We start from the raw sequence: 25,231 nt of genomic DNA on the forward strand, positions 1-25,231 counted from the left end.
GGTAGTCATTATGGATATGGATCTGAACAATCGCCTGACTGAAGATGAAACGCTTGAGCAGGCTTACGATATTTTTCTCGAACTGGCGGCCGATAACCTCGACCCGGCAGACATTATCCTGTTCAATTTACAGTTCGAAGAACGCGGTGGAGCGGAATTGTTTGATCCGTCTGAAGACTGGCAGGAACACGTCGATTACGACCTGAATCCTGATTTCTTTGCCGAGGTAGTGATTGGACTTGCCGACAGTGAAGACGGCGAGATTAACGATATTTTTGCCCGCGTTCTCCTGTGTCGCGAAAAAGACCATAAGCTCTGCCATATTCTCTGGCGCGAATAACCCTCCGTCATGCCGGAAAGCCGCCCGCTTTCCGGCGTTCTTCCCTTACCCCGGTAATTTACTGCCACAGTGGTTGCAATACCGCGCGCTGTTTTCGTGCTTGCTTTGCTGGCAGTGCGGACACTTGCGCGGCTGATTATCCTTTTGAAACGCGGTACTCATATGGGTAGTAATTAAGCCGGTTGGGATAGCAATCACCGAATAGCCAATCAGGATCAACAGCGAGGCAACAATCCGCCCAAGCGGCGTATGTGGCGTGATATCGCCATATCCGACGGTGGTGACCGTCACTATCGCCCAGTAGACAGAAGCGTTCAGCGTAGTAAAACCGTATTTCGGCCCCTCGATGAGATACATCAGCGTGCCGAAAATAATCATGACAATGGCGATAAAAGAATAAAACAGAATCAACTGATGCCGCGCGCTGACAATTGCCTGCCAAAATACGCGCAAAGAAGGCATAAAGCGCAGCAGCTTTAAGATACGCAATACGCGGATCGCCCGCATGGCGCGCCAGGCAAAGACATAATTCAGGCTGATCTCCGGCCATAGCCACATAACGTAGAGCGGCAGTATGGTGGCTAAATCAATTATTCCCCAAAAACTGAACACATATTTTGCCGGGTTCGGCCAACTGATCAGACGCAGCAAATATTCGACGGTGAAAATGAGCGTGACGAACAGTTCCAGCCAGACAAAAAGATGCCATTCGTCATAGGTCAGGTGATACTGGGTTCCCAGTCCCGATTCGACAAAAATAATGACCACGCTGATCAGCGCAAACAGCGCACACAGACCTTCAAAGCGCCGCCCCGAGCGGGTATTCAGATCAAATAAGGTGTGGTAAATACGACGCCGAATCGACGATAAAGAAAGTGACACGGTAACCTCACAATAAAAAACAGGGCTGACGTGATATCAGCCCTGGCAATTATAACGGGTCTACTTTCAGGCAGGAAACAGCATGTCGGAAACTGCCTTCCAGCACCGGGCGTGTTTTTGCGCACTCCGGCCCGGCGATCGGGCAACGGGTGCGAAATACACAGCCGGAAGGCGGGTTAATTGGCGAAGGCAATTCCCCTTCCAGCAGTTGGATGGTCTTGTTTTTTTCCCGATCGGGATCGGGGATCGGCACGGCAGACATCAACGCTTTAGTATAGGGGTGCAGCGGGTTGTGATACACCTCATCGTAGGTCCCCAGCTCTACCGCATGCCCCAGATACATCACCAGTACGCGGTCGGAGATATGCTTCACCACCGCCAGGTCATGGGCGATAAATATCAGCGACAACCCCATTTCACGCTGCAATTGTTGCAGCAGATTCACCACCTGCGCCTGAATGGAGACGTCGAGTGCCGAAACCGGCTCGTCGCAGATAATGAGCTTTGGCTCCAGGATCAGCGCACGCGCAATACCGATACGCTGGCACTGACCGCCGGAAAACTCGTGCGGGTAACGGTTGATGAGATTTGGCAGCAACCCCACTTTCATCATCATCGCCTTGACCCGTTCGCGTACGTCCTGCCGCGGTAGCGCCGGATGATAGGTGCGCAGCGGTTCAGCGATAATTTCTCCAATGGTCATGCGTGGGTTCAGCGACGCCAGTGGATCCTGAAAAATCATCTGGATATCGCTGCGCACGTTGCGCCATTCTTCCGCTTTCATACCCAGCAGATCTTTTCCCAGCCAGGCCACTTTTCCGTCGGTCGCTTTCACGAGACCAATAATCGCCCTTGCGAAGGTCGATTTTCCACAGCCCGACTCCCCCACGACGCCCAGCGTTTCGCCTTCGTACAGCCGCAGCGTCACGCCATCCACCGCCTTCAGCGTTTTTGACGGCTGCCAGAACCACTGCTTGCCGTCTTTAATCGCGAAATGAACCTTCAGATCGGCAATTTCGAGGAGGACTTTACGTTTTTCATCTACAGCATTCATACCAGTTCCTCCACCGGTTTAAAGCAGGCGCGCAGGCGACCCGGGCTGAACTCGTCGAGCGGCGGCGCGCTGCTGCATATCTCCATCGCGTAGGGACAGCGCGGCTGAAACGGGCAGCCTTTCGGCAAACGCAACAGGTTTGGCGGGTTGCCGGGAATCGTTAACATCTCTTCGCCTTCGCCATCCAGACGCGGCACCGCGTTAAGCAAGCCGATGGAATAGGGGTGAACGGGACGGTAAAAGACGTCGCGCGCTGCGCCGTACTCCATAGTGCGCCCCGCATACATCACCAGCACTTTGTCGCAAATACCCGCCACAACGCCAAGATCGTGGGTAATCATAATGATTGCCGTATTGAACTCCCGCTTCAGATCATTGAGCAGGGTCATGATTTGCGCCTGCACGGTCACGTCCAGCGCGGTAGTCGGTTCATCGGCAATCAGCAGTTTTGGTCGACACAGCAACGCCATCGCGATCATGACGCGCTGGCGCATGCCGCCGGAAAACTCATGAGGAAACATTCTCATGCGCTTGCGGGCTTCCGGCATTTTGACGGCATCCAGCATTCGCACCGACTCTTCAAATGCCTCAGCTTTGCGCATTCCTTTATGCAGCATCAGCACTTCCATTAGCTGCTCCCCAACGCGCATATAAGGGTTCAGCGAGGTCATTGGGTCCTGAAAGATCATCGAAATTTGCTCGGCGCGCAGTCTGTTCAGTTCCCGTTCGGGTAGATTAAGGATCTCACTGCCATTGAACTTTGCCGATCCGCCAATCCGGCCATTGGGGGCCAGCAGCCCCATCAGCGCAAACGCGGTCTGCGATTTGCCTGAGCCGGACTCGCCGACAATTCCTAAGGTTTCCCCGGCACGCAGGGTAAAGTTCAGATCGTTTACGGCAGTGACGTCACCGTCCGGCGTACTGAAGGTCACGCGGAGATCCTGTACGTCCAGCAGTGCGTTAGCCCGTTGCTCCGCGAGCGGCGCGGTTGCTGTTTCAATTACGCTCATGGCTGCGCTCCTTAACGGTCTTTCGGGTCGAGGGCATCACGCAAGCCATCGCCAATAAAGTTAAAACAAAACAACGTCACCACCAGGAATCCTGCCGGAAACAGCAGCAACCACGGCGAAACTTCCATTGAGTTCGCGCCGTCGCTTAATAACGCGCCCCAACTGCTCAGCGGCTCCTGGGTTCCCAATCCCAGGAAGCTAAGGAAAGATTCAAACAGGATCATGCTTGGCACCAGCAGCGACGCGTAGACCACCACCACCCCAAGCACATTGGGCACAATGTGGCGGATAACGATATTCGTCGTGGAAACGCCGCCCACCTGAGCGGCCTCGATAAACTCTTTACGCTTCAGGCTCAGCGTCTGACCGCGCACGATACGCGCCATGTCCAGCCAGGAGACCATGCCGATAGCCACAAAAATCAGCAGGATATTTTGTCCAAAGAAGGTGACCAGCAGGATCACGAAGAACATAAACGGGAAGGAGTTGAGGATTTCCAGCAGGCGCATCATCACCGAATCCACTTTGCCGCCGAGATAGCCGGAAAGCGAGCCGTATAGCGTCCCCACAATCACCGCCACCAGCGCAGCGGCGATCCCCACCATCAGAGAAATACGTCCGCCAATCGCCACGCGCACTAGCAGGTCGCGACCGGACGAGTCAGTGCCGAAATAGTGTCCGGACTCAACGTCAGGCGCGCTCGACATCATTCCCCAGTCGGTATCAAAATAGGTGAACGATGACAGCATTGGCGCCAGCGTGACGAACAAGGCAATAATGACCAGAACAACCAGACTGGCAACCGCCGCACGGTTATGCATAAAGCGTCGGCGGGCATCCTGCCACAGGCTGCGCCCTTCGACCTCCAGCTTTTCACTGAAATTCTCCAGCGCCTCGCTGTTTTTCTTACTTAACATCATCGCGAGCTCCAGTCTCAGTAACGGATTTTCGGGTCGATCACGGCATACAGCACATCGACAATCGCATTGAATACGATGGTTAACGTCCCTACCAGAATCGTCAGGCTTAGCACCAGCGAATAGTCACGGTTCAGCGCGCCATTCACAAAAAGCTGGCCGATGCCAGGCAGGCCATAGATAGTTTCAATGACCATTGAGCCGGTGATGATGCCGACAAAGGCCGGTCCCATGTATGAAAGCACCGGTAACAGCGCCGGTTTCAGCGCATGGCGAAAAATGATGCGTCGCATCGGCAGCCCTTTCGCCCGTGCGGTGCGAATGAAGTTGGAGTGCAGAACTTCAATCATCGAACCGCGGGTAATACGGGCGATGCTGGCGATATAGGCCAGCGATAAGGCGACCATTGGCAGGATCATAAATTTCAGCGCCCCGCCATTCCAGCCGCCGCCCGGCAGCCAGTGCAGCGTGATGGCAAATATCATCACCAGAAGCGGCGCGACCACAAAGCTCGGGATGACGACGCCGGTCATTGCCACCCCCATCACCATGTAATCCCAGCGCGTATTTTGCTTAAGCGCCGCGATAACGCCCGCGCTAACGCCGAGGATCACCGCTAACAGGAAAGCCGCCGCGCCCAGTTTCGCCGAAACCGGGAAACTCGACGCCACCAGATCGTTAACGGTGTAATCTTTGTATTTAAATGAAGGACCAAAATCCCCATGCGCCAGTTGTTTCAGATAGCTGAAATATTGGGTCATGATGGGGTCGTTGAGATGATATTTCGCTTCGATATTCGCCAGCACTTCTGCCGGCAATGCGCGCTCGCCGGTGAAAGGACTCCCCGGCGCCAGACGCATCATAAAGAACGAAATGGTAATAAGAATAAATAGCGTCGGAATCGCTTCCAGACAGCGGCGTAAGATAAATTTCAACATTGCCCGTACCTTCTGGCGTGTGCCTTTATACCTCGCCATGCTGAACGTGTGCAGCGAGGTAGTAATAGTCGACGATAAAAGACACAGTGGGGCACGCTATTCTGCCCCACCCTTTGCCATTAATGCTTGATAATATACAAGTCTTTAACGTGAATATTATCCATCGGGTCTTTACCGGTGTAACCCCCTACCCACGGTTTAACCAGGCGAGCGTTGACATAATAGAACACCGGCACTATTGCAGAGTCTTTATCCAACTGCTGCTCGGCTTGAGCATAAAGTTCAGCACGCTGCGCGTCATCTTGTGCATTCAGCGTATCGGCAATGATCTTGTCAAACGCCGGGCTCTTATAATGCGTGGTGTTGTTCGAACTGTCAGACAGCACCATATTCAGGAAAGAGGTCGGCTCGTTGTAATCCGCACACCAGGCGGCGCGGGAAACGTCATAATTCCCCTGATGACGCGTATCCAGGAAGGTTTTCCACTCCTGGTTTTCCAGTTTCACGTTGACGCCTAAATTTTTCTTCCAGATAGACGCGGCGGCAATGGCCAGTTTCTTATGGAGATCGGAGGTGTTGTACAGCAAGTTAAAGGTCAGCGGTTTATCGGCGGTATAACCGGCTTCAGCCAGCAGTTTTTTCGCTTCTTCGTTACGCTTTTCCTGCGTCCAGCCAAACCATTCCGGCTCCACCAGTTTTGCCCCGTCGGTATACGGCGGCGTAAAGCTGTAGGCTGGCAAGTCGCCCTGGTTTTTCACTTTGTTGACGATGATATCGCGATCCAGCGCCAGCTTGAGCGCGGTACGCACGCGCACATCCGTAAACGGGGCTTTCTGGTTATTGATTTCGTAATAGTAGGTGCACAAATACGGGTCAACGTGTACTTCGTTCGGGATCTCTTTCTTCAGCTTCTGAAACAGTTCAATCGGCATGTTGTTGTAGGTCATGTCGATTTCACCGCTACGGTAGCGGTTAACATCAGTGACTTCTGAGGAGATCGGCAGGTAGGTGACCTGATTAATAACGGTTTTGGCGTTATCCCAGTACTGGGGGTTACGCTCAAGGACGATACGCTCGTTAACCACCCAGTCCTTCAGTTTGTAAGCGCCGTTACTGACTATATTCGCTGGCTGCGTCCACTTATCACCGAATTTTTCAACCACCGCCTTCGGTACCGGAGAAACGGACGAGTGCACCAGCAGCTTATAGAAATAAGGCACCGGCTCGCTCAGCGTCACTTCAAAAGTATGATCGTCGAGGGCTTTAACGCCCAGATCGGTCACCGGTTTTTTACCGGCGACGATATCGTCAATATTCACGATATGTCCGTACTGCAGATAACTGGCATAAGGCGAAGCGGTGTTGGGATCGGCCAGACGCTGCCAGCTATAAACGAAATCCTGAGCGGTCACTGGGGAGCCGTCGGACCATTTTGCATCTTTACGTAGATGGAACGTCCAGACTTTAAAGTCTTTATTGTCCCACTTTTCCGCCACGCCGGGAGAGGGTTTGCCCTCTACGTCGCTTATTATCAGCCCTTCGAACAGGTCGCGGCTGATGTTGGATTCCGGTACCCCTTCGATTTTATGCGGATCGAGAGACTGAACTTCCGAGCCATTATTGCGCACCAGCGTTTGCTTTTCCGCCAGCTGAACGCCTGCGGGAACGACCGCAGCTATTGCCGCATTTCCGGCGAGGAGCGCAGAGAGAACCCCTGCGGCCACTAAACTTTTTTTCGTGTTGGTCATTGTGTTTGTACTCCCTCATTATAATTACTGGTTTTATTACCAGCCTGTTAATCCCGCTAAGGATCCCTGATCAGCCCCGGAGACTTTCTGCTGTCAGGTGCTTTACTGCCTGCTATCACCGACTTTATTTATTCTGGCGATTCGAACGACCGCCTTACGTCGATTCTTTTTGCGCGCTTACCCTGTAAGAAACGCGCGCCGTATTCGGGCAAAAAGCGTGTTGATATTAATTCTCATCAACGCACATTCTGCTGAGAAATAGAGTGTCGGAAAGTAACAAATGCGTTTCTCGTCCGCCAATACAATTTACAGATTTGTTAAGCAATTCTCTTTTGTAGAAAAAAAACCGCCCCAAGAGAACGTATCAAAACCGCGAATTAACGCATAACTTACTGTTAAATAACATGTAATCTATAATTAACTGATTTTGACATCCTGCGCTTTCACCCATGAACTCAAATGCACAAAAAATTAACAATTGTTTATTATTTAGCACATTCATCTGAGAGGTCATTGAAATAACTAATAACATTTCAATAATCCTTCATCAAGTCCCGGATTGTGATGTGAAAAAATTTACACTTTGTGCACCAGCCTTTTGTAGAGAATCTCTGCTAAATCAATGCAATAAATAAATGGTATCTATACCGCAGACGAACGACTACAGTACAAGCGCAACGGAAAGTGAAAATAATGACGGGAGAAAAACGGAGCCATTAATGCTCCGCCTATTCTTTCATTTGAAAGGTATTAACTTAACAGACCGGGGAATATCGCCTTAATACCGGTAACGATAAATTCGATGCCCAACGCCATGAGCAGCAGACCCATAATACGCGTAATCACGTTAATTCCGGTTTGCCCGAGGACCCGGACCAGCCACGGCGCCATGCGAAACAATCCCCAGCAGCAAAGCGCGAAGAGCGCAATGGCAATAAAGAAGCCAAACAAATACATCAGGCTATGGTAGCGGGTTCCCCAGACGATAGTGGAACTGATCGCCCCCGGCCCCGCCATTAACGGCAGCGCCAGCGGCACGACGCCCACGCTTTCCCGAATCGCCGTTTCTGATTTTTCCTGTTTGTTTTGTTTGTCTTCCCCCAGCTTACCGCTGATCATCGACATGGCGATGGTCACGACCAGAATGCCGCCAGCAATACGGAATGAGTCGATAGAAATGCCAAAGACCTGGAGAATGCCATCGCCAAGGAACAAAGAGGTCCACAAAATGATGGCAACGGACAGGTTCGCCGTCAGGTTGGTCTTATTACGTGCCGCCGCCGTCTGGTAGCTGGTCATGCTGATAAAAACGGGGATAATCCCGACTGGGTTCACTAACGCAAATAACCCTATGAAAAATTTAAAATAAACAGGAAAATCAAACAGCGTTTGAGTCACGGTTAGCTCCGCAGCGTTAGCCGTATAAAGTTAATCAAAGAGTAAAGGGTAAAAACCGTGCTGAAGATACGCCTTTTCACAGCACTTTTCACCTGCTTCACGCAAAATTGCTCCCTTTCCTGAGTGTTATTAATATGTATTAATTATGCTAACTTGAAGAGCATTCACCTATACAATTAATCAACACTTAACGTTTAGCGCTAAAATGCCCTGCTGAAAGGTGTCAGCTTTGCGAAATTTTGATCTGGATCACGTAATCGCTACTCAGAAGTGAGTAACCTTGCTTACGCCACCTGGAAGTAACGCGTTAGAGTTAGATGACGCTGACGTATAAGCTCTTTTAGTAAATCAGAGCGAACTGGACGTTAAGTAACCATTTGATTTTTCGGTTGTTATACAAACTTATGCCCTCTGTCTATACTCACGTATCGCGCAGATGATTTACTAAAAAAGTTTAACATTATCAGGAGAGCATTATGGCTGTTACTAATGTCGCTGAACTTAACGCACTCGTCGAGCGCGTCAAAAAAGCCCAGCGTGAATATGCCAGTTTCACTCAAGAACAGGTCGACAAAATCTTCCGCGCCGCCGCTCTGGCAGCCGCAGATGCCCGTATCCCCCTCGCCAAAATGGCCGTAGCCGAATCCGGCATGGGTATCGTTGAAGATAAAGTGATCAAAAACCACTTTGCTTCCGAATACATCTACAATGCCTATAAAGATGAAAAGACCTGCGGTGTGCTGTCTGAAGACGACACTTTCGGGACGATTACCATCGCTGAACCGATCGGTATCATCTGCGGTATCGTACCGACCACTAACCCAACCTCCACAGCTATCTTCAAATCGCTGATCAGCCTGAAGACCCGTAACGCCATCATCTTCTCTCCGCACCCGCGTGCCAAAGACGCCACCAACAAAGCGGCGGATATCGTTCTGCAGGCGGCCATCGCTGCCGGTGCGCCAAAAGATCTGATCGGCTGGATCGACCAGCCTTCGGTTGAGCTGTCCAACGCCCTGATGCACCACCCGGACATCAACCTGATCCTCGCGACCGGCGGTCCGGGTATGGTGAAAGCGGCCTACAGCTCCGGTAAACCGGCCATCGGCGTGGGCGCGGGTAACACGCCTGTTGTTATCGACGAAACCGCTGACATCAAACGTGCCGTTGCGTCCGTGCTGATGTCCAAAACCTTTGATAACGGCGTTATCTGTGCGTCTGAGCAGTCTGTCGTTGTTGTTGATTCTGTTTATGATGCGGTTCGCGAACGCTTCGCCAGCCACGGCGGCTACCTGCTGCAGGGCAAAGAGCTGAAAGCCGTTCAGGACGTTATCCTGAAAAATGGCGCGCTGAACGCCGCTATCGTGGGTCAGCCAGCGTATAAAATCGCTGAACTGGCAGGCTTCTCCGTACCGGCAACCACCAAAATCCTGATTGGCGAAGTCAAAGTGGTTGACGAAAGCGAGCCGTTCGCACACGAAAAACTGTCCCCGACCCTGGCAATGTACCGCGCGAAAGATTTCGAAGATGCGGTGGACAAAGCCGAGAAGCTGGTGGCAATGGGCGGTATCGGTCATACCTCCTGCCTGTACACCGACCAGGACAACCAACCGGAACGCGTCGCTTACTTCGGTCAGATGATGAAAACCGCCCGTATCCTGATCAACACCCCAGCTTCTCAGGGCGGTATCGGCGACCTGTACAACTTTAAACTCGCACCGTCCCTGACGCTGGGTTGTGGTTCATGGGGTGGTAACTCCATCTCTGAAAACGTTGGTCCAAAACACCTGATCAACAAGAAAACCGTTGCTAAGCGAGCTGAAAACATGTTGTGGCACAAACTTCCGAAATCTATCTACTTCCGCCGTGGCTCCCTGCCGATCGCGCTGGATGAAGTGATTACCGATGGCCACAAACGTGCGCTCATCGTGACCGACCGCTTCCTGTTCAACAACGGCTATGCAGACCAGATCACCTCTGTGCTGAAAGCGGCTGGCGTTGAAACCGAAGTGTTCTTTGAAGTGGAAGCTGACCCAACCCTGAGCGTTGTACGTAAAGGCGCTGAACTGGCCAACTCCTTCAAACCAGACGTGATCATCGCGCTGGGCGGCGGCTCCCCGATGGATGCGGCGAAAATCATGTGGGTGATGTACGAACATCCGGAAACCCACTTCGAAGAACTGGCGCTGCGCTTTATGGATATCCGTAAACGTATCTATAAGTTCCCGAAAATGGGTGTTAAAGCGAAAATGATCGCTGTCACCACCACGTCCGGTACCGGTTCAGAAGTGACGCCGTTTGCGGTGGTAACCGACGACGCGACCGGTCAGAAATATCCGCTGGCAGACTACGCGCTGACGCCGGATATGGCGATTGTCGACGCTAACCTGGTGATGGATATGCCGAAGTCACTGTGTGCGTTCGGTGGTCTGGATGCGGTGACTCACGCCCTGGAAGCCTACGTTTCCGTGCTGGCGTCTGAGTTCTCTGACGGTCAGGCGCTGCAGGCGCTGAAACTGCTGAAAGAAAACCTGCCGGCGTCTTACAACGAAGGTTCGAAAAACCCGGTTGCCCGTGAACGCGTACACAGCGCCGCGACCATTGCCGGTATCGCGTTTGCTAACGCCTTCCTCGGCGTGTGCCACTCCATGGCGCACAAACTGGGCTCCCAGTTCCACATTCCACACGGTCTGGCGAACGCCCTGTTGATCAGCAACGTTATCCGTTATAACGCCAACGACAACCCGACCAAGCAGACGGCATTCAGCCAGTACGACCGTCCGCAGGCGCGTCGTCGTTATGCTGAAATCGCTGACCATCTGGGTCTGAGCGCACCGGGCGACCGTACAGCGGCGAAGATCGAGAAACTGTTGGCCTGGCTGGAAAGCCTGAAAGCTGAACTGGGTATTCCGAAGTCTATCCGCGAAGCCGGCGTTCAGGAAGCAGACTTCCTGGCTCACGTTGACAAGCTGTCTGAAGATGCCTTCGACGACCAGTGCACTGGCGCTAACCCGCGCTACCCGCTGATCTCCGAGCTGAAACAGATTCTGCTGGATACCTACTACGGTCGTGAGTTCAGCGAAGGCGTAACCGCAAAAGCTGAAGCCGTTGTGGCTCCAAAAGCTGACAAAAAAGCGAAGAAATCCGCCTAATTGCGGTTCTGCGAAAGCATACTAAAAGCGGCCTCTAATGAGGCCGCTTTTTTATGGCTGATCCACGACTGCACACGCTATGCTCACAAGAATGCCGTCAGGGCTCCTCAGTCGCCCTCTGCGGGCAGCTTAACGGTGGCAGTGACGTTCCTGTATCGCCGTCAGAGAGCCTTCTTCCAGCGCCTCTTTATAATGCTTACGGCAAACGGAGACATAGCGCTCATTGCCGCCAATCACCACCTGCTCCCCTTCATTATACGGTCTGCCCGCCTGGTCAAGGCGTAATACCCTACTCGCCTTACGACCACAGAAACAGATCGTTTTTAATTCAACCAGCTTATCTGACCATGCAAGCAGATACTGACTGCCCGTAAACAGTTCACCGCGAAAATCGGTGCGCAAGCCGTAACACAGCACCGGAATGTCGAGTTGGTCAACAACTTCCGATAATTCATAAACCTGCTGGCGAGTTAAAAACTGACATTCATCAACCAGCACACAGTGTATCGGCTCGCGCGTATTATCAGCGGCAATCTCTGCATACAAAGATGACTGTTGATTAAACAATTTGGCAGGAGATGACAACCCTATACGCGAACTGACTTTTCCTGCGCCAAAACGGTCGTCTATTTCCGCGGTATATACGACGGTGCGCATCCCACGTTCCTGATAATTGTAGGAAGATTGCAGTAAGGCAGTCGACTTACCTGCATTCATTGCTGAATAGTAGAAATATAGCTGCGCCATCGGCCACAGACCCTCACCAGAGTGAATAAAGACGGGGCCGAGTGTACCATAATTTCCCGTTGTTCAGCGTCGGATAGCGCGTTAACGGGATGCGGAATGCGCGCTTCCGCCTTCCGCGCGTTCACGTTGCGACGGCGACCGTAAGGAAAATACGAATTAACAATTGAACAAACATCAGGCGACAAATCCCATTGTTGCGATATTGCAGACGCGATATACATCAATAGCGCTTATCAACGCCAGCTAAATGGAAACCCTGTACTTATTGTTACTGTTCTACATAACTCTTGCAAAGTAATAGCGTATAGCCCCGTGGGAAACTAATACAAAAGGTTGAAATCACTGAAATGCGTAACTATTTCGCCACATAAAATGTGAGCTGAATCCGTCCGCCGTCGGGTAAAAAAAGGAGTAACCGCTCTGCCAATAAGCTCTTTTTTGTGCGTTCCTTCAAGAAAATTTTAAGTTCGGATATTAATTGGGGGCAAAAAATAAAGCGCAATTTTGAATTCCTTACATTCCTGGCTATTGCACATCTGAATTTAACGCTCTATTATTAGCTCAACAAACCACCCCAATATAAGTTTGAGATTACTAAAATGAGCGAAGCACTTAAAATTCTGAACAACATCCGTACTCTTCGTGCGCAGGCAAGAGAATGCACCCTGGAAACGCTGGAAGAAATGCTGGAAAAATTAGAAGTTGTTGTTAACGAGCGTCGTGAAGAAGAAAGCGCGGCAGCGGCTGAAGTTGAAGAACGCACTCGTAAACTGCAGCAATACCGCGAAATGCTGATTGCTGATGGCATTGACCCGAATGAACTGCTGAATAGCATGGCTGCGGTTAAATCCGGCACTAAAGCTAAACGTGCAGCACGTCCGGCTAAATATAGCTACGTTGACGAAAACGGCGAAACCAAAACCTGGACCGGCCAGGGCCGTACTCCGGCAGTGATCAAAAAAGCAATGGAAGAGCAAGGTAAACAGCTGGAAGACTTCCTGATCAAGGAATAATCGGTATTTACTTGCCTGAAATCCCGCGTCTCGCGGGATTTTTTTTTGCCTGTAATTTCCCAAAATCCCCAGACGCGGCGCATAAAAAACGGCGCTGGAGTGCCGCGCCGCTTAATCACGTTAATTATAACGTCCGGTTACCGCTTAATACCCACTTCGTCTTCAAGCCAGGCCTTAAATTCGCTACCCAGAGAATTATGGCGGATACCATATTCCACAAACGCCTGCATGTAGCCTAATTTATTGCCACAGTCATGGCTCTTGCCTTTCATATGGTAAGCTTCAACGGTTTCTTTTTCGATCAGCATGTCGATTGCATCGGTCAGCTGAATCTCGTCACCGGCTCCCGGAGGCGTTTTCGCCAGCAGTGGCCAGATATCTGCGCTCAGGACATAACGGCCCACAATCGCCAGATTAGACGGCGCGACGTCCGCTTTCGGCTTCTCTACCACGCCAACCATCGGAACGCTCTCGCCCGGGGTTAATTCAACGCCTTTGCAGTCTACGACACCATAAGCGGTTACGTCATCGACCGGTTCCACCATAATCTGGCTATTACCGGTTTCGTCAAAACGGCGAATCATTTCGGCCAGGTTATCCTGAGAGAGATCGGATTCGTACTCATCCAGAATAACGTCCGGCAGAATAACCGCGACAGGCTCGTTGCCCACGACGGGATGCGCGCACAATACGGCATGACCTAACCCTTTTGCCAGCCCCTGACGTACCTGCATAATCGTTACGTGCGGTGGGCAAATAGACTGTACCTCTTCGAGCAGCTGACGCTTAACACGTTTTTCCAGCATCGCTTCCAGTTCAAAACTGGTATCAAAATGGTTTTCGATCGAATTTTTCGAAGAGTGAGTCACCAGCACAATTTCAGTGATGCCCGCAGCAATACATTCGTTAACGACATACTGAATTAATGGCTTATCAACCAGCGGCAACATCTCTTTCGGGATCGCTTTTGTCGCCGGTAACATCCTGGTTCCTAATCCCGCTACCGGGATAACGGCTTTTTTGACTTTCGAGTTAATGGCAGCCATTTAAATTCTCCTGGACTGTTCATGTATTGAACGTGTTCATCAATCTGTACCGCATCGAGTATATCAGCACTGACAGAAGCCTCAGGTCCGAAAAGGATGCGCATGCGTATAATTAAGACAAATACGTATAAAACTGGCGCCGATAGTAACACCGGCAGAGAAAGGCAGGGTAAAGCAATTTGCTTGCGCCTGCCCGATTGTTCATTCCGCAGACAACATAAGACGCAACCTGCCGCCTGCTCCCCAAATTTGACATTGCCACGACTCGCAGCGCTGGCTAATTTGGTTGAGATAAGTATTTCCTAACGTCCCAAGCGGAACGCCATTACTGATTTGTACATTATGTGAGCCGGTATTTAATGTTGCGTTCAACCCGGCAGAAACCAGTATCAGATTTTTAATCCCGCTATGGTAATACCCCACCAGCAGCGGAAATTGACCGGGTAAATTGGCCTGGCGGAGCAGATGGTTCACCTGTTTTAGCACTGCGCCCAATTCAGGCAGGCGTTGATTCTGATGCCCGAGCTGCTCCTGCAACAGACCATTAAATAACGCCCGCAGGAGTAATGCCGCCAGTACGCCATTATCCCCTGCGCGTGTTACGTCCAGACAATAAAACGCCAAATCGTTGTCCGACAGCGGCGCGATATCCAGAACCAGCCCCGGTTTATCCGCTGAGACTAACTGCCGGTAATTCACCCGGCAGCGAGAAATAACCTGCTGCACCGGCGGCTGCAGCTCCTGCAGTAATTTTCTGGCGGCAGTCGGATCGCCAACCATCGCATCCCAGTCGCGGAACAGCCTTTCTTCTTCTTCCACCCGCGAATTGAACATATTGGGATAAAGACAGGCGAAGACGGTTTCGCGAAGACGATTGAGATCCTTTACCGGCTTTAGCAATACGTCATCGACCCCCAACCGTAGCGCCTTAGCAATATCGGCCATATTTTCCGTCGCGGAGATAACCAGTATCGGCGTCTGGTCCCCACGGTTACGTAATTGCTCGACAAGTTTGAGTCCGTTCATTCTCGGCATCGCAAGATCGCATATCATGAGATCGGGCGTGAATTCATCAAAACGCTCCAGTGCCTCAACCCCATCACTCGCCAGTGCCGTTGTCGCTCCCAATGAGGAAAACCACGAATCCAGAAGCGAGCGAAATACCGGCTCATCCTCAACGATAAGAATCTGTTTCCCGACCAATGGCTGCGTCATGTTCTCTCCCCTGACTGGCTTTGATCAATAGTGGCATGGTATTGCCACACCTGCCTGTCAGAATTTGCTTAAGTGTAGATAAAAAAGATGCGTCAAACTTCAGCACGCACCAGAGGTAATAGTTCGTCCATCTTTTTTTCCACCGCAAGCCGCCCTGCTTCAATGGCGGCATGGGCACGATGAAAATCCAGTGTGGATATTTGTGGACAGAACGGTTGTATTAATATGTCAGGCGGATCGCCCGCCATGCGGTTACGCTTAAGACGATTTTCCAGAATCTGGATAGACGTCGTCATGATTTCCATCGCGGTTGGCGCGGACACTACACGTCGTGCCGTCATACTGCCCAAACGTTCTTTTAAGCGCGCACGCCAGGACAGGCCTTCAACGTCAGTCTCAGCGCCGTCGCCGTTGACATTCGGTGAGAGGAGATCTTGTTGCATCAGATGCGCATCGTGCTGCAGATCAACGGCAATCACGATATCGGCGCCCATGGCGCGGGTCAGTGAAACAGGAACGGGATTTACCACACCGCCGTCCACCAGCCAGTACCCCTTATGTGCGACAGGAGACATCAGACCAGGAATACTGCAGGAGGCCCGTACCGCAAGATGCAGATCGCCTTCAGTAAACCACAGTTCGCGACCGGTACTGAGGTTAGTGGCGACCGTGGCGAAACGCCGCGAGCACTGTTCGATAGTCTCCACCGGCATGATATTACGATAGTGATTGAACACGCGCTCGCCGCGCAGCAGTCCTCCCCGTCGCCACGAGAGATCCATCAGGCGAAGGACATCCCAGTAGCTGAACGAGCAAACCCACTTTTCCAGCGCAGGTAATTTATCACTGGCATACGCCGCGCCGACTAACGAACCGATGGAACAGCCGGCGACGATGTCAATATCAATGCCCATGTGCCTGAGCGCTTTGATGACACCAATATGTGACCAGCCCCGCGCCGCACCAGACCCCAGCGCCAGACCTATTTTCATCTTTCTCATGTGACCTACAAACTTCCCCTGGCTTTCGAGCGTAGCAACATCTCCATCGCTCAGTTAACATAGCGCCACCTGGACTTTTTATCCGCTGTTTTTTTATCAGGGAGACTATTCGTGTCACAGCTTTGTCCCTGCGGTAGCGCTGTCGAGTATAGCCTATGTTGCCACCAATATGTGTCTGGCGAGCAAGTTGCGCCCGATCCGTCACATCTCATGCGTTCTCGCTACTGCGCTTTTGTGATGAAAGACGCAGATTATTTAATCAAAACCTGGCATCCGGACTGCAATGCCGCGGCGTTCCGCGATGAGATAAGCGCCGGGTTCGCCAGTACCGAATGGCTCGGCTTAACCGTGTTTGAACAGAGCGGCGCCGAAAGCGATGAACTCGGCTACGTCAGCTTTGTCGCCCGTTTTCGTGAAAACGGCAAAGCGGGCGTCATCCTTGAACGTTCTCGTTTTTTAAAAGAAAACGGTCGGTGGTACTATATAGACGGCACACGCCCACAAATTGGACGAAATGACGCCTGCCCCTGCGGATCAGGTAAAAAATTCAAAAAATGCTGCGGTCAGTAACGCCCGACAGCATTCCTTATGCAAACATTCTCAACAGGATTACCGCTGCAAATGCATTCATTACAACGCAAAGTGCTTCGTACTATTTGCCCGGATCAAAAGGGCCTTATCGCGCGTATTACTAATATTTGCTACAAGCACGAACTGAACATTGTGCAGAACAATGAGTTCGTAGACCACCGCACCGGACGTTTTTTTATGCGTACCGAACTGGAAGGAATTTTTAACGACGCCACGCTGTTGGCCGATCTCGACAGCGCATTGCCTGAAGGCTCCATTCGCGAGTTGAATCCGGCAGGACGTCGTCGTGTGGTGATTCTGGTCACGAAAGAAGCGCATTGTCTGGGCGATCTGCTAATGAAAGCCAATTATGGCGGACTGGATGTTGAAATTGCCGCTGTGATAGGCAACCACGAGACCCTGCGTTCTTTAGTGGAGCGTTTTGAGATTCCTTTCGAGCTGGTCAGCCATGAGGGCCTGACTCGTGAAGAGCATGATAAGCAGATGGCGGACGCCATTGACGCGCACCAGCCGGACTACGTCGTGCTGGCAAAATACATGCGGGTACTGACGCCAGCGTTCGTCGCGCGTTTCCCGAATAAGATCATCAATATTCATCACTCGTTCCTGCCTGCCTTTATCGGCGCGCGTCCGTACCACCAGGCCTACGAGCGCGGCGTAAAAATCATTGGCGCGACAGCGCACTATGTCAACGACAATCTGGATGAAGGCCCTATTATCATGCAGGACGTAATCCACGTGGATCATACCTATACCGCGGAGGATATGATGCGCGCGGGTCGAGACGTAGAGAAGAACGTGCTGAGCCGCGCGTTGTATCAGGTACTGGCCCAGCGCGTCTTTGTATACGGTAACCGAACGATCATTCTTTAATCGGCAGCGAAATGAATTGGTTACCTTTGCGTCTTTACGGGCAAAAATCAGGCAACCAGTTCATTTTTGTCACCGGAATGCTTTACAGTGGCGCGTCATTTGATATGATGCGCCCCGCTTCCCAAAAGGAAGCAGGCCAGTAAACGCATTACCCCGTGGTGGGGTTCCCGAGCGGCCAAAGGGAGCAGACTGTAAATCTGCCGTCATCGACTTCGAAGGTTCGAATCCTTCCCCCACCACCATTTCCGAGCTGTACCTCAAACGATGAATTACCCCTGGTGGGGTTCCCGAGCGGCCAAAGGGAGCAGACTGTAAATCTGCCGTCACAGACTTCGAAGGTTCGAATCCTTCCCCCACCACCATCACTTCCAGATATCCCAATACTACCCTAAAGCACAATGCCTTATGTTCTTCCATTGCGGGGAAGGATGAGAAGCGTCGACTAAGGTTCGATTCGAGCGTAGCGAGAAAGCGTTGCCGCAGGCAACGACCCGAAGGGCGAGGCGCAGCCGCCATCCGACGCTTTCACTGAAAACAAAAAACCCCGCCGAAGCAGGGTTTATCATCAGACAGCCATCGAATCAGCGACGTGCACGCACAATCTGGTATTTGCGCGTCAGGTACTCTACCGGCGCGCTCCAGATATGCACGAGACGGGAGAACGGGAACAGCAGGAATAGCGTCATCCCGAGTACCAGGTGCAGACGGAAAATAAACGCCACGCCGTCAAGCTGCGCCGAGGCGCCACCGTGGAAAGTCACGACAGACTGCGCCCAGCCGACCAGCTTCATCATCTCGCTACCGTCCATATGCTGAGCGGAGAACGGTATCGTCAGCAGCCCCAGCGCGCACTGAATCACCAGCAGCGACAGGATCAGAATATCTGCGCCAGTGGTCGTTGCCCGTACGCGTGGACTGAACAGACGGCGTTTCAGCAGCAGTACGCCGCCGACCAGGGTCATCAGGCCCGCCGCCCCGCCACCGATCATCGCCATCTTTTGCTTTACGTCGACAGGGAGGAAGGATTCATACATCCAGTGAGGCGTTAACATACCGAGAAAGTGACCGGCAAAGATCCCCAAAATGCCGAAATGGAACAGGTTAGACGCCAGGTTCATCCCCTTGCGATCCAGCATCTGGCTGGATGCGGCACGCCAGGTGTACTGACCATAGTCATAGCGTAGCCAACTGCCAATCAGAAAGACCGACCCGGCGATGTACGGGTAGATATCAAAGAAGAACATATTCAGGAAGTGCATTATTGCTGTCCTCCGGTAGTGATATTCAGGTATTGCGGCGCGACGGCGCCAGCAAAACGACGTTGGTGAGCAGCGATTTCCGACTCGCCGCAGCCCTGATCGGCAAAGAATTTCACCTGCTCTTCTTCCCAGACCGCATCAAGCGCCTGCGGCGTATCGTCGCGCACTTCATCCGCAATTTTTTCGGCGACTTTGTCGCTGTCGATGGTGGTCTTCGCCAGCTTCAGCAGCAAGTCGAACAGCACCGCATAGCGGCTTTCACGCTGTTGCAAGCGCGCGCTCAGCAACGCCAGAATCGGCGCGATATCCTGCAAACCGCCCAGCGCCTCGTTTTTCGGCAACTGCGCCAGGTATTCGAGATACAGCGGCAGATGATCCGGCAATTCGCGGCTATCGAGTTGCAACCCGTGCTGCTCATACTGCGCCATCAGGTCAACCATCGCCTGACCACGATCGCGTGACTCGCCGTGCACATGTTCAAACAGCAGCAGCGACGTGGCGCGCCCGCGGTCAAACAGTTCGCTGTAACTGGCCTGCACATCCAGCATGTCCTGTGCGGTTAAATCACGCAGAAAAACGCTGAGCTGATGCGCATCCTCTTTATCGAGGTTTTCCGATGACGCGAGTGCTTCGTAAAGCTCCTGCTGATGCTGCCACAGGGCAGCATCAGGGTACTCGAGCAGACGCGAAACAATGACGAGTTCAATCATTGGTGCGACTCCGTTTTGCTGGTCACATCGATGGCATCAATGCGGCGACTGTTGAACAGGTTGAACTTGCTGTCAGAACCGTGGCAGCCGTCGCCGAAGGTAAAGCCACAGCCGCTTTTCTCCGGGAACGCATCACGCGCCAGTTCACGGTGGCTGCTCGGCACCACAAAACGATCTTCGTAGTTAGCGATCGCCAGATAACGATACATCTCCTGAGCCTGCGCTTCACTTAAGCCCACTTCTTCCAGCGCGCGGGTATCCGCTTTGCCGTCTACGGTTTCCGCACGTTTGTAATGACGCATCGCCAACATACGTTTCAGCGCCAGCAGCACCGGCTGGGTATCCCCTGCCGTCAGCAGATTCGCCAGGTACTGAACCGGAATACGCAGACTCTCCACGTCCGGCAGAATACCGTTGCTGCCCAGTTCGCCCGCATCCGCGGCAGACTGAATCGGCGACAGCGGCGGCACATACCAGACCATCGGCAGCGTACGGTATTCCGGATGCAGCGGCAGCGCCAGCTTCCAGTCCATCGCCATTTTGTACACCGGCGACTGCTGCGCCGCGTCAATCACGCTCTGCGGCACGCCGTCTTTCAGCGCCTGTTCGATCACTGCCGGATCGTTCGGATCGAGGAACACATCAAGCTGACGCTGATACAGGTCCTTCTCGTTTTCGGTGCTGGCGGCATTCTCAATCGCATCGGCGTCGTACAACAGCACGCCGAGGTAGCGGATACGACCGACACAGGTTTCAGAGCACACGGTCGGCTGACCGGCTTCGATACGCGGGTAACAGAAGATGCACTTCTCTGACTTGCCGCTCTTCCAGTTGAAGTAGATTTTTTTGTACGGGCAGCCGGTGATGCACATACGCCATCCGCGGCACTTGTCCTGGTCGATCAGCACGATGCCGTCTTCTTCACGCTTATAAATGGCTCCGCTCGGACAGGTCGCCACACATGCCGGGTTCAGGCAGTGTTCGCACAGGCGCGGCAGATACATCATGAAGGTGTTTTCGAACTGGCCGTACATCGCCTTCTGCATGTTTTCGAAGTTCTGGTCTTTGGCGCGTTTTTCAAACTCGCCGCCCAGAATCTCCTCCCAGTTCGGGCCGCTGGTAATCTTATCCATCCGCTGGCCGGTGATCAGCGAGCGCGGACGGGCGATCGGCTGGTGTTTACTTTCCGGCGCGTTGTGCAGATTCTGATAGTCGTAGTCAAACGGCTCGTAGTAATCATCAATGCCCGGCAGATGCGGGTTGGCGAAAATTTTACCGAGCAGCATCGCACGGTTACCCATACGCGGCTGCAGTTTGCCGTTGATTTTACGGATCCAGCCGCCCTTCCATTTCTCCTGGTTTTCCCAGTCGTTCGGGAAGCCGACGCCCGGTTTGCTTTCCACATTGTTGAACCAGGCGTATTCCATGCCTTCACGACTGGTCCAGACGTTTTTACAGGTCACTGAACAGGTGTGGCAGCCGATGCACTTATCGAGATTCAGCACCATGCCGACTTGTGAACGAATTTTCATTTTACGCTCTCCTGTACCTGGTCATTGCCTTCGCCATCCAACCAGTTAATGTTCTTCATCTTACGTACCACCACAAATTCATCGCGGTTAGAGCCGACAGTGCCGTAGTAGTTAAAACCGTAGGCCAGTTGCGCATAACCCCCGATCATATGGGTTGGTTTCGGCGTAATACGGGTAACCGAGTTGTGGATCCCGCCGCGCTGCTGCGTGATTTCCGAGCCCGGCAGGTTCACGATACGTTCCTGCGCGTGGTACATCATGGTCATCCCCGCAGGCACGCGCTGGCTGACGACTGCGCGCGCGGTCAGCGCACCGTTGCTGTTAAACACTTCGATCCAGTCGTTATCTTCAATCCCCAGATCTTTCGCATCGATTTCGCTCATCCAGACAATTGGACCGCCGCGTGAAAGCGTCAGCATCAGCAGGTTGTCACTGTAGGTGGAGTGGATACCCCACTTCTGGTGCGGCGTCAGGAAGTTGAGCGCTTTTTCCGGGTTACCGTTGGATTTCTCGCCCATGACCGCTTTCACCGAACGGGTGTCGATTGGCGGACGGTAAACCAGCAGGCTTTCGCCAAAATCACGCATCCACTGGTGATCCTGATACAGCGACTGGCGACCAGACAGGGTTCGCCACGGAATCAGCTCGTGAACGTTGGTGTAACCGGCGTTATAGGACACATGCTCATCTTCCAGGCCAGACCAGGTCGGGCTGGAGATGATCTTACGCGGCTGCGCCTGAATATCGCGGAAGCGAATTTTCTCTTCCTCTTTATTTGTCGCCAGATGCGTATGGTCACGACCGGTAAACTCGCTGAGCGCCGCCCAGGCTTTGACCGCCACCTGACCGTTGGTTTCCGGCGCCAGCGTCAGGATCATCTCTGCGGCATCAATCGCCGTGTTGAGCATCGGCTGGCCTTTCGCCGGCCCCTCTGCCTTGGTGTAATTGAGTTTGCGCAGCAGATCCATTTCACTTTGGGTATTCCACGCGATGCCTTTACCGCCGTTACCGATTTTCTCCATCAGCGGGCCGATAGAGGTGAAACGCTCATAGGTTGCCGGATAGTCCCGCTCCACGGTCATGATGTGCGGCGCGGTGACGCCCGGAATCAGGTCGCATTCGCCTTTTTTCCAGTCCTTCACGTCCAGCGGCTGCGCCAGCTCGGCGGCTGAGTCATGCTGGATCGGCAGCGTGACGACGTCCGTTTCCTGGCCGAGATGGCCGACGCACACCTCAGAGAATTTTTTCGCGATGCCTTTATAGATTTCCCAGTCGCTTTTCGATTCCCAGGCCGGGTCGACGGCGGCGGAAAGCGGATGAATAAACGGATGCATATCCGAGGTATTCATGTCGTCTTTTTCGTACCAGGTCGCGGTCGGCAACACGATGTCGGAGTACAGACAGGTGCTCGACAGACGGAAATCCAGCGTCACCACCAGATCCAGCTTGCCGTCGAGGCCATTGTCCCGCCATTCGACTTCTTCCGGCTTCACGCCGCCCTGCTGTCCCAGATCTTTCCCCTGAATCCCGTTTTCGGTACCGAGCAGATACTTGAGCATGTACTCATGGCCCTTACCGGAGGACCCCAGCAGGTTGGAGCGCCAGATAAACAGGTTACGCGGATGGTTTTTACCGTTTTCCGGCTGTTCAGCCGCAAAGCGGATTGAGCCGTCTTTAAGCGATTTAACGGTGTAATCGACCGGCGTCATGCCTGCTTTTTTGGCTTCTTCTGCGATGGTCAGCGGGTTGGTGCCCAACTGCGGCGCCGACGGCAACCACCCCATACGCTCAGCGCGCACGTTGAAGTCGATCAGATGCCCGCTATAGCGGGATTTGTCCGCCAGCGGCGACAACAATTCCTGCGCGGTGACCGTCTCGTAGCGCCACTGGCTGGAGTGATTGTAGAAATAAGAGGTGCTGTTCATATGGCGCGCAGGACGCTGCCAGTCGAGTGCAAAGGCCAGCGGCTGCCAGCCGGTCTGCGGACGCAGTTTTTCCTGGCCGACATAGTGCGCCCAACCGCCGCCGCTCTGGCCGATACAACCGCAGAACACCAGCATATTGATCAAACCGCGATAGTTCATATCGAGGTGATACCAGTGGTTCAGCCCGGCGCCAACAATGATCATTGAACGACCGTGGGTTTTATCGGCGTTATCGGCAAATTCACGGGCGATACGCACGATGTGCGCGCGTGGGACACCGGTGATTTGCTCAGCCCACGCCGGAGTGTACGCTTTAATGTCGTCGTAGCTGGTCGCGCAGTTGGCGTCGTTCAGGCCACGCTCCAGACCATAGTTGGCCATCGTCAGGTCGTACACGGTGGTAACCAGCGCAGAGGTGCCGTCCGCCAGTTGCAGACGTTTGGCCGGCAGTTTGTGCAACAGAACGTTTTCCAGTTCAACTTTGTTGAAATGTTCTGTGCCTTCCCCGCCAAAGTACGGGAAACCAACTTCGGCGATCTCGTCCTGGCTGCCCAGCAGACTCAGTTGCAATTCTGTCTCAGCGCCGGTCGTCCCATCGCGCTGCTCGAGGTTCCATTTGCCTTTTTCGCCCCAGCGGAAACCAATTGAGCCGTTCGGCGCCACCATGTCGCCGTTGCTGTTCATGGCGACAGTTTTCCACTGCGGATTGTTTTCCTGGCCCAGCGCATCGACGAGGTCGGCGGCGCGCAGCATACGGCCTGCGGCGTAATAACCGTCGCGCTCTTCCAGCATCACCAGCATCGGCATGTCGGTGTAGCGACGCACATAGTCAGTAAAATACTGGCTCGGGTTGTCGAGATGGAATTCGCGCAGCATAACGTGGCCCATTGCCAGCGCCATCGCCGCATCGGTACCCTGCTTCGGCGCCAGCCACAGGTCGCACAGCTTGGCGATCTCGGCATAGTCCGGCGTGACTGCAACGGTCTTGGTGCCTTTGTAGCGCACTTCTGTAAAGAAGTGGGCATCCGGAGTACGGGTCTGCGGAACGTTGGATCCCCAGGCAATGATGTAGCTGGAGTTATACCAGTCGGCGGATTCCGGCACGTCGGTCTGCTCGCCCCAGGTCTGCGGAGACGCCGGAGGCAGGTCGCAATACCAGTCGTAGAAGCTCAGGCAGGTGCCGCCTATCAAAGAGAGATAACGCGCGCCAGAGGCATAAGAGACCATCGACATCGCCGGGATCGGCGAGAAGCCCGCAACGCGGTCCGGGCCGTAGGTTTTAACGGTATAGACGTTCGAGGCAGCAATCAGTTCATTCACTTCCTGCCAGGAAGAACGCACGAAGCCGCCGCGACCGCGCGCCTGCTTGAAGCTTTTTGCTTTGTCGGCGTCTTCAATGATGGATGCCCAGGCATCAACCGGATCGCTGTGCAGTTTTTTCGCCTCACGCCACATCTTCATCAGACGTTTGCGCATCAGCGGATATTTCAGTCGGTTAGCACTGTAGAGATACCAGGAGTAGCTCGCCCCACGCGGGCAGCCTCGCGGCTCGTGGTTCGGCATGTCGGGACGGGTACGCGGGTAATCGGTTTGCTGGGTTTCCCAGGTCACCAGACCGTTCTTGACGTAGATTTTCCAGCTGCATGAGCCGGTGCAGTTCACCCCGTGCGTCGAACGCACGATTTTATCGTGCTGCCAGCGGCTTCTGTATCCATCTTCCCAGTCCCGGTTAGTTTCGAGAAGCTGGCCGTGCCCATCGGCAAAGGTTTCGCCCTTCTGCTTGAAGTAGCGAAACCGATCCAGGAATTTACTCATCGGTTCTCTCCTGTGGGAGCCTGACGGCTCTCTGATAAATCGACATTGCTTAATTGCTGCTGACG

General features: G+C 53.2%; 20 protein-coding genes, 2 tRNA genes and 1 other RNA gene. 8 read left to right on the forward strand and 15 right to left on the reverse strand.

Annotated elements, in window-relative coordinates; genetic code table 11:
* Positions 1 to 10: 10 nt before the first annotated feature.
* Positions 11 to 340: an HI1450 family dsDNA-mimic protein gene (locus tag APU02_RS22575; protein WP_042283511.1), complete on the forward strand. Its 330-nt coding sequence runs from the start codon at positions 11 to 13 to the stop codon at positions 338 to 340.
* A 45-nt stretch (positions 341 to 385) separates the two neighbouring features.
* Here the strand turns inward: APU02_RS22575 and APU02_RS22580 are convergent, their stop codons facing one another.
* The 7 genes from APU02_RS22580 to APU02_RS22610 form a co-directional block, all read right to left on the reverse strand.
* On the reverse strand, positions 386 to 1,222 hold the full coding sequence (locus APU02_RS22580) for an ion transporter (protein WP_060571306.1): 837 nt from the start codon (positions 1,220 to 1,222) through the stop codon (positions 386 to 388).
* A 49-nt stretch (positions 1,223 to 1,271) separates the two neighbouring features.
* Complete coding sequence (gene oppF, locus APU02_RS22585) at positions 1,272 to 2,276, reverse strand: murein tripeptide/oligopeptide ABC transporter ATP-binding protein OppF (RefSeq protein WP_042283516.1); 1,005 nt, start codon at positions 2,274 to 2,276, stop codon at positions 1,272 to 1,274.
* Complete coding sequence (locus APU02_RS22590) at positions 2,273 to 3,286, reverse strand: ABC transporter ATP-binding protein (protein WP_060571307.1); 1,014 nt, start codon at positions 3,284 to 3,286, stop codon at positions 2,273 to 2,275. The genes oppF and APU02_RS22590 overlap by 4 nt, the downstream gene beginning before the upstream one ends.
* Positions 3,287 to 3,297: 11 nt before the next feature.
* On the reverse strand, positions 3,298 to 4,206 hold the full coding sequence (gene oppC / locus APU02_RS22595) for an oligopeptide ABC transporter permease OppC (protein ID WP_060571308.1): 909 nt from the start codon (positions 4,204 to 4,206) through the stop codon (positions 3,298 to 3,300).
* A gap of 14 nt (positions 4,207 to 4,220) precedes the next feature.
* Entirely contained in the window at positions 4,221 to 5,141 is a 921-nt protein-coding gene (gene oppB, locus APU02_RS22600; protein WP_042283529.1) for an oligopeptide ABC transporter permease OppB, read from the reverse strand.
* Between the two features lie 119 nt (positions 5,142 to 5,260).
* A complete protein-coding gene (oppA, locus tag APU02_RS22605) occupies positions 5,261 to 6,889 on the reverse strand; it encodes an oligopeptide ABC transporter substrate-binding protein OppA (protein ID WP_060571309.1) in 1,629 nt (542 codons plus the stop codon).
* 750 nt (positions 6,890 to 7,639) lie between these two features.
* On the reverse strand, positions 7,640 to 8,287 hold the full coding sequence (locus tag APU02_RS22610; RefSeq protein WP_042283539.1) for a YchE family NAAT transporter: 648 nt from the start codon (positions 8,285 to 8,287) through the stop codon (positions 7,640 to 7,642).
* Positions 8,288 to 8,763: 476 nt separating this feature from the next.
* On the opposite strand from APU02_RS22610, the gene adhE reads away from it, so the two are divergent.
* Entirely contained in the window at positions 8,764 to 11,439 is a 2,676-nt protein-coding gene (gene adhE, locus APU02_RS22615) for a bifunctional acetaldehyde-CoA/alcohol dehydrogenase (RefSeq protein ID WP_042283542.1), read from the forward strand.
* 129 nt (positions 11,440 to 11,568) lie between these two features.
* On the opposite strand, the gene tdk is transcribed toward adhE, so the two are convergent.
* On the reverse strand, positions 11,569 to 12,186 hold the full coding sequence (gene tdk, locus APU02_RS22620) for a thymidine kinase (RefSeq protein WP_042283545.1): 618 nt from the start codon (positions 12,184 to 12,186) through the stop codon (positions 11,569 to 11,571).
* A gap of 599 nt (positions 12,187 to 12,785) precedes the next feature.
* Between tdk and hns the strand changes: the two genes are divergently transcribed.
* Positions 12,786 to 13,199, forward strand: coding sequence for a histone-like nucleoid-structuring protein H-NS (hns, locus tag APU02_RS22625; RefSeq protein WP_012906011.1), 414 nt, complete (start codon positions 12,786 to 12,788; stop codon positions 13,197 to 13,199).
* A gap of 137 nt (positions 13,200 to 13,336) precedes the next feature.
* On the opposite strand, the gene galU is transcribed toward hns, so the two are convergent.
* The 3 genes from galU to rssA form a co-directional block, all read right to left on the reverse strand.
* Positions 13,337 to 14,245, reverse strand: coding sequence for a UTP--glucose-1-phosphate uridylyltransferase GalU (gene galU / locus APU02_RS22630; protein ID WP_042283556.1), 909 nt, complete (start codon positions 14,243 to 14,245; stop codon positions 13,337 to 13,339).
* A 201-nt stretch (positions 14,246 to 14,446) separates the two neighbouring features.
* A complete protein-coding gene (gene rssB, locus APU02_RS22635) occupies positions 14,447 to 15,460 on the reverse strand; it encodes a two-component system response regulator RssB (protein WP_042283560.1) in 1,014 nt (337 codons plus the stop codon).
* A 92-nt stretch (positions 15,461 to 15,552) separates the two neighbouring features.
* The gene (gene rssA / locus APU02_RS22640; RefSeq protein WP_042283565.1) at positions 15,553 to 16,461 is read right to left on the reverse strand and encodes a patatin-like phospholipase RssA; all 909 of its coding nucleotides are present in this window, start codon (positions 16,459 to 16,461) and stop codon (positions 15,553 to 15,555) included.
* A 111-nt stretch (positions 16,462 to 16,572) separates the two neighbouring features.
* Between rssA and APU02_RS22645 the strand changes: the two genes are divergently transcribed.
* From APU02_RS22645 to APU02_RS22665, 5 genes are all read left to right on the forward strand, one after another.
* Positions 16,573 to 17,031: a YchJ family protein gene (locus APU02_RS22645; protein ID WP_060571310.1), complete on the forward strand. Its 459-nt coding sequence runs from the start codon at positions 16,573 to 16,575 to the stop codon at positions 17,029 to 17,031.
* A gap of 51 nt (positions 17,032 to 17,082) precedes the next feature.
* Positions 17,083 to 17,925: a formyltetrahydrofolate deformylase gene (gene purU, locus APU02_RS22650; RefSeq protein ID WP_042283572.1), complete on the forward strand. Its 843-nt coding sequence runs from the start codon at positions 17,083 to 17,085 to the stop codon at positions 17,923 to 17,925.
* Between the two features lie 157 nt (positions 17,926 to 18,082).
* A tRNA-Tyr gene (locus tag APU02_RS22655) sits at positions 18,083 to 18,167 on the forward strand.
* A 35-nt stretch (positions 18,168 to 18,202) separates the two neighbouring features.
* Positions 18,203 to 18,287 (forward strand) — tRNA-Tyr (locus APU02_RS22660).
* Between the two features lie 45 nt (positions 18,288 to 18,332).
* Positions 18,333 to 18,457: non-coding RNA, RtT sRNA (locus APU02_RS22665), on the forward strand.
* Positions 18,458 to 18,506: 49 nt separating this feature from the next.
* Here the strand turns inward: APU02_RS22665 and narI are convergent.
* The 4 genes from narI to APU02_RS22685 are packed head-to-tail and all read right to left on the reverse strand — an operon-like array spanning position 18,507 to position 25,166.
* The gene (gene narI / locus APU02_RS22670; protein ID WP_060571311.1) at positions 18,507 to 19,184 is read right to left on the reverse strand and encodes a respiratory nitrate reductase subunit gamma; all 678 of its coding nucleotides are present in this window, start codon (positions 19,182 to 19,184) and stop codon (positions 18,507 to 18,509) included.
* Positions 19,184 to 19,894: a nitrate reductase molybdenum cofactor assembly chaperone gene (narJ, locus tag APU02_RS22675; RefSeq protein ID WP_060571312.1), complete on the reverse strand. Its 711-nt coding sequence runs from the start codon at positions 19,892 to 19,894 to the stop codon at positions 19,184 to 19,186. The genes narI and narJ overlap by 1 nt, the downstream gene beginning before the upstream one ends.
* Positions 19,891 to 21,426: a nitrate reductase subunit beta gene (gene narH / locus APU02_RS22680; protein WP_042283579.1), complete on the reverse strand. Its 1,536-nt coding sequence runs from the start codon at positions 21,424 to 21,426 to the stop codon at positions 19,891 to 19,893. The genes narJ and narH overlap by 4 nt, the downstream gene beginning before the upstream one ends.
* Positions 21,423 to 25,166: a nitrate reductase subunit alpha gene (locus APU02_RS22685; RefSeq protein ID WP_042283581.1), complete on the reverse strand. Its 3,744-nt coding sequence runs from the start codon at positions 25,164 to 25,166 to the stop codon at positions 21,423 to 21,425. Before APU02_RS22685 ends, narH begins: the two co-directional genes overlap by 4 nt.
* Positions 25,167 to 25,231: the final 65 nt, after the last annotated feature.

Origin of the sequence: Citrobacter sp. 50677481 (assembly GCF_001463265.1) — a bacterium.
GTDB lineage: Bacteria > Pseudomonadota > Gammaproteobacteria > Enterobacterales > Enterobacteriaceae > Citrobacter_A > Citrobacter_A sedlakii.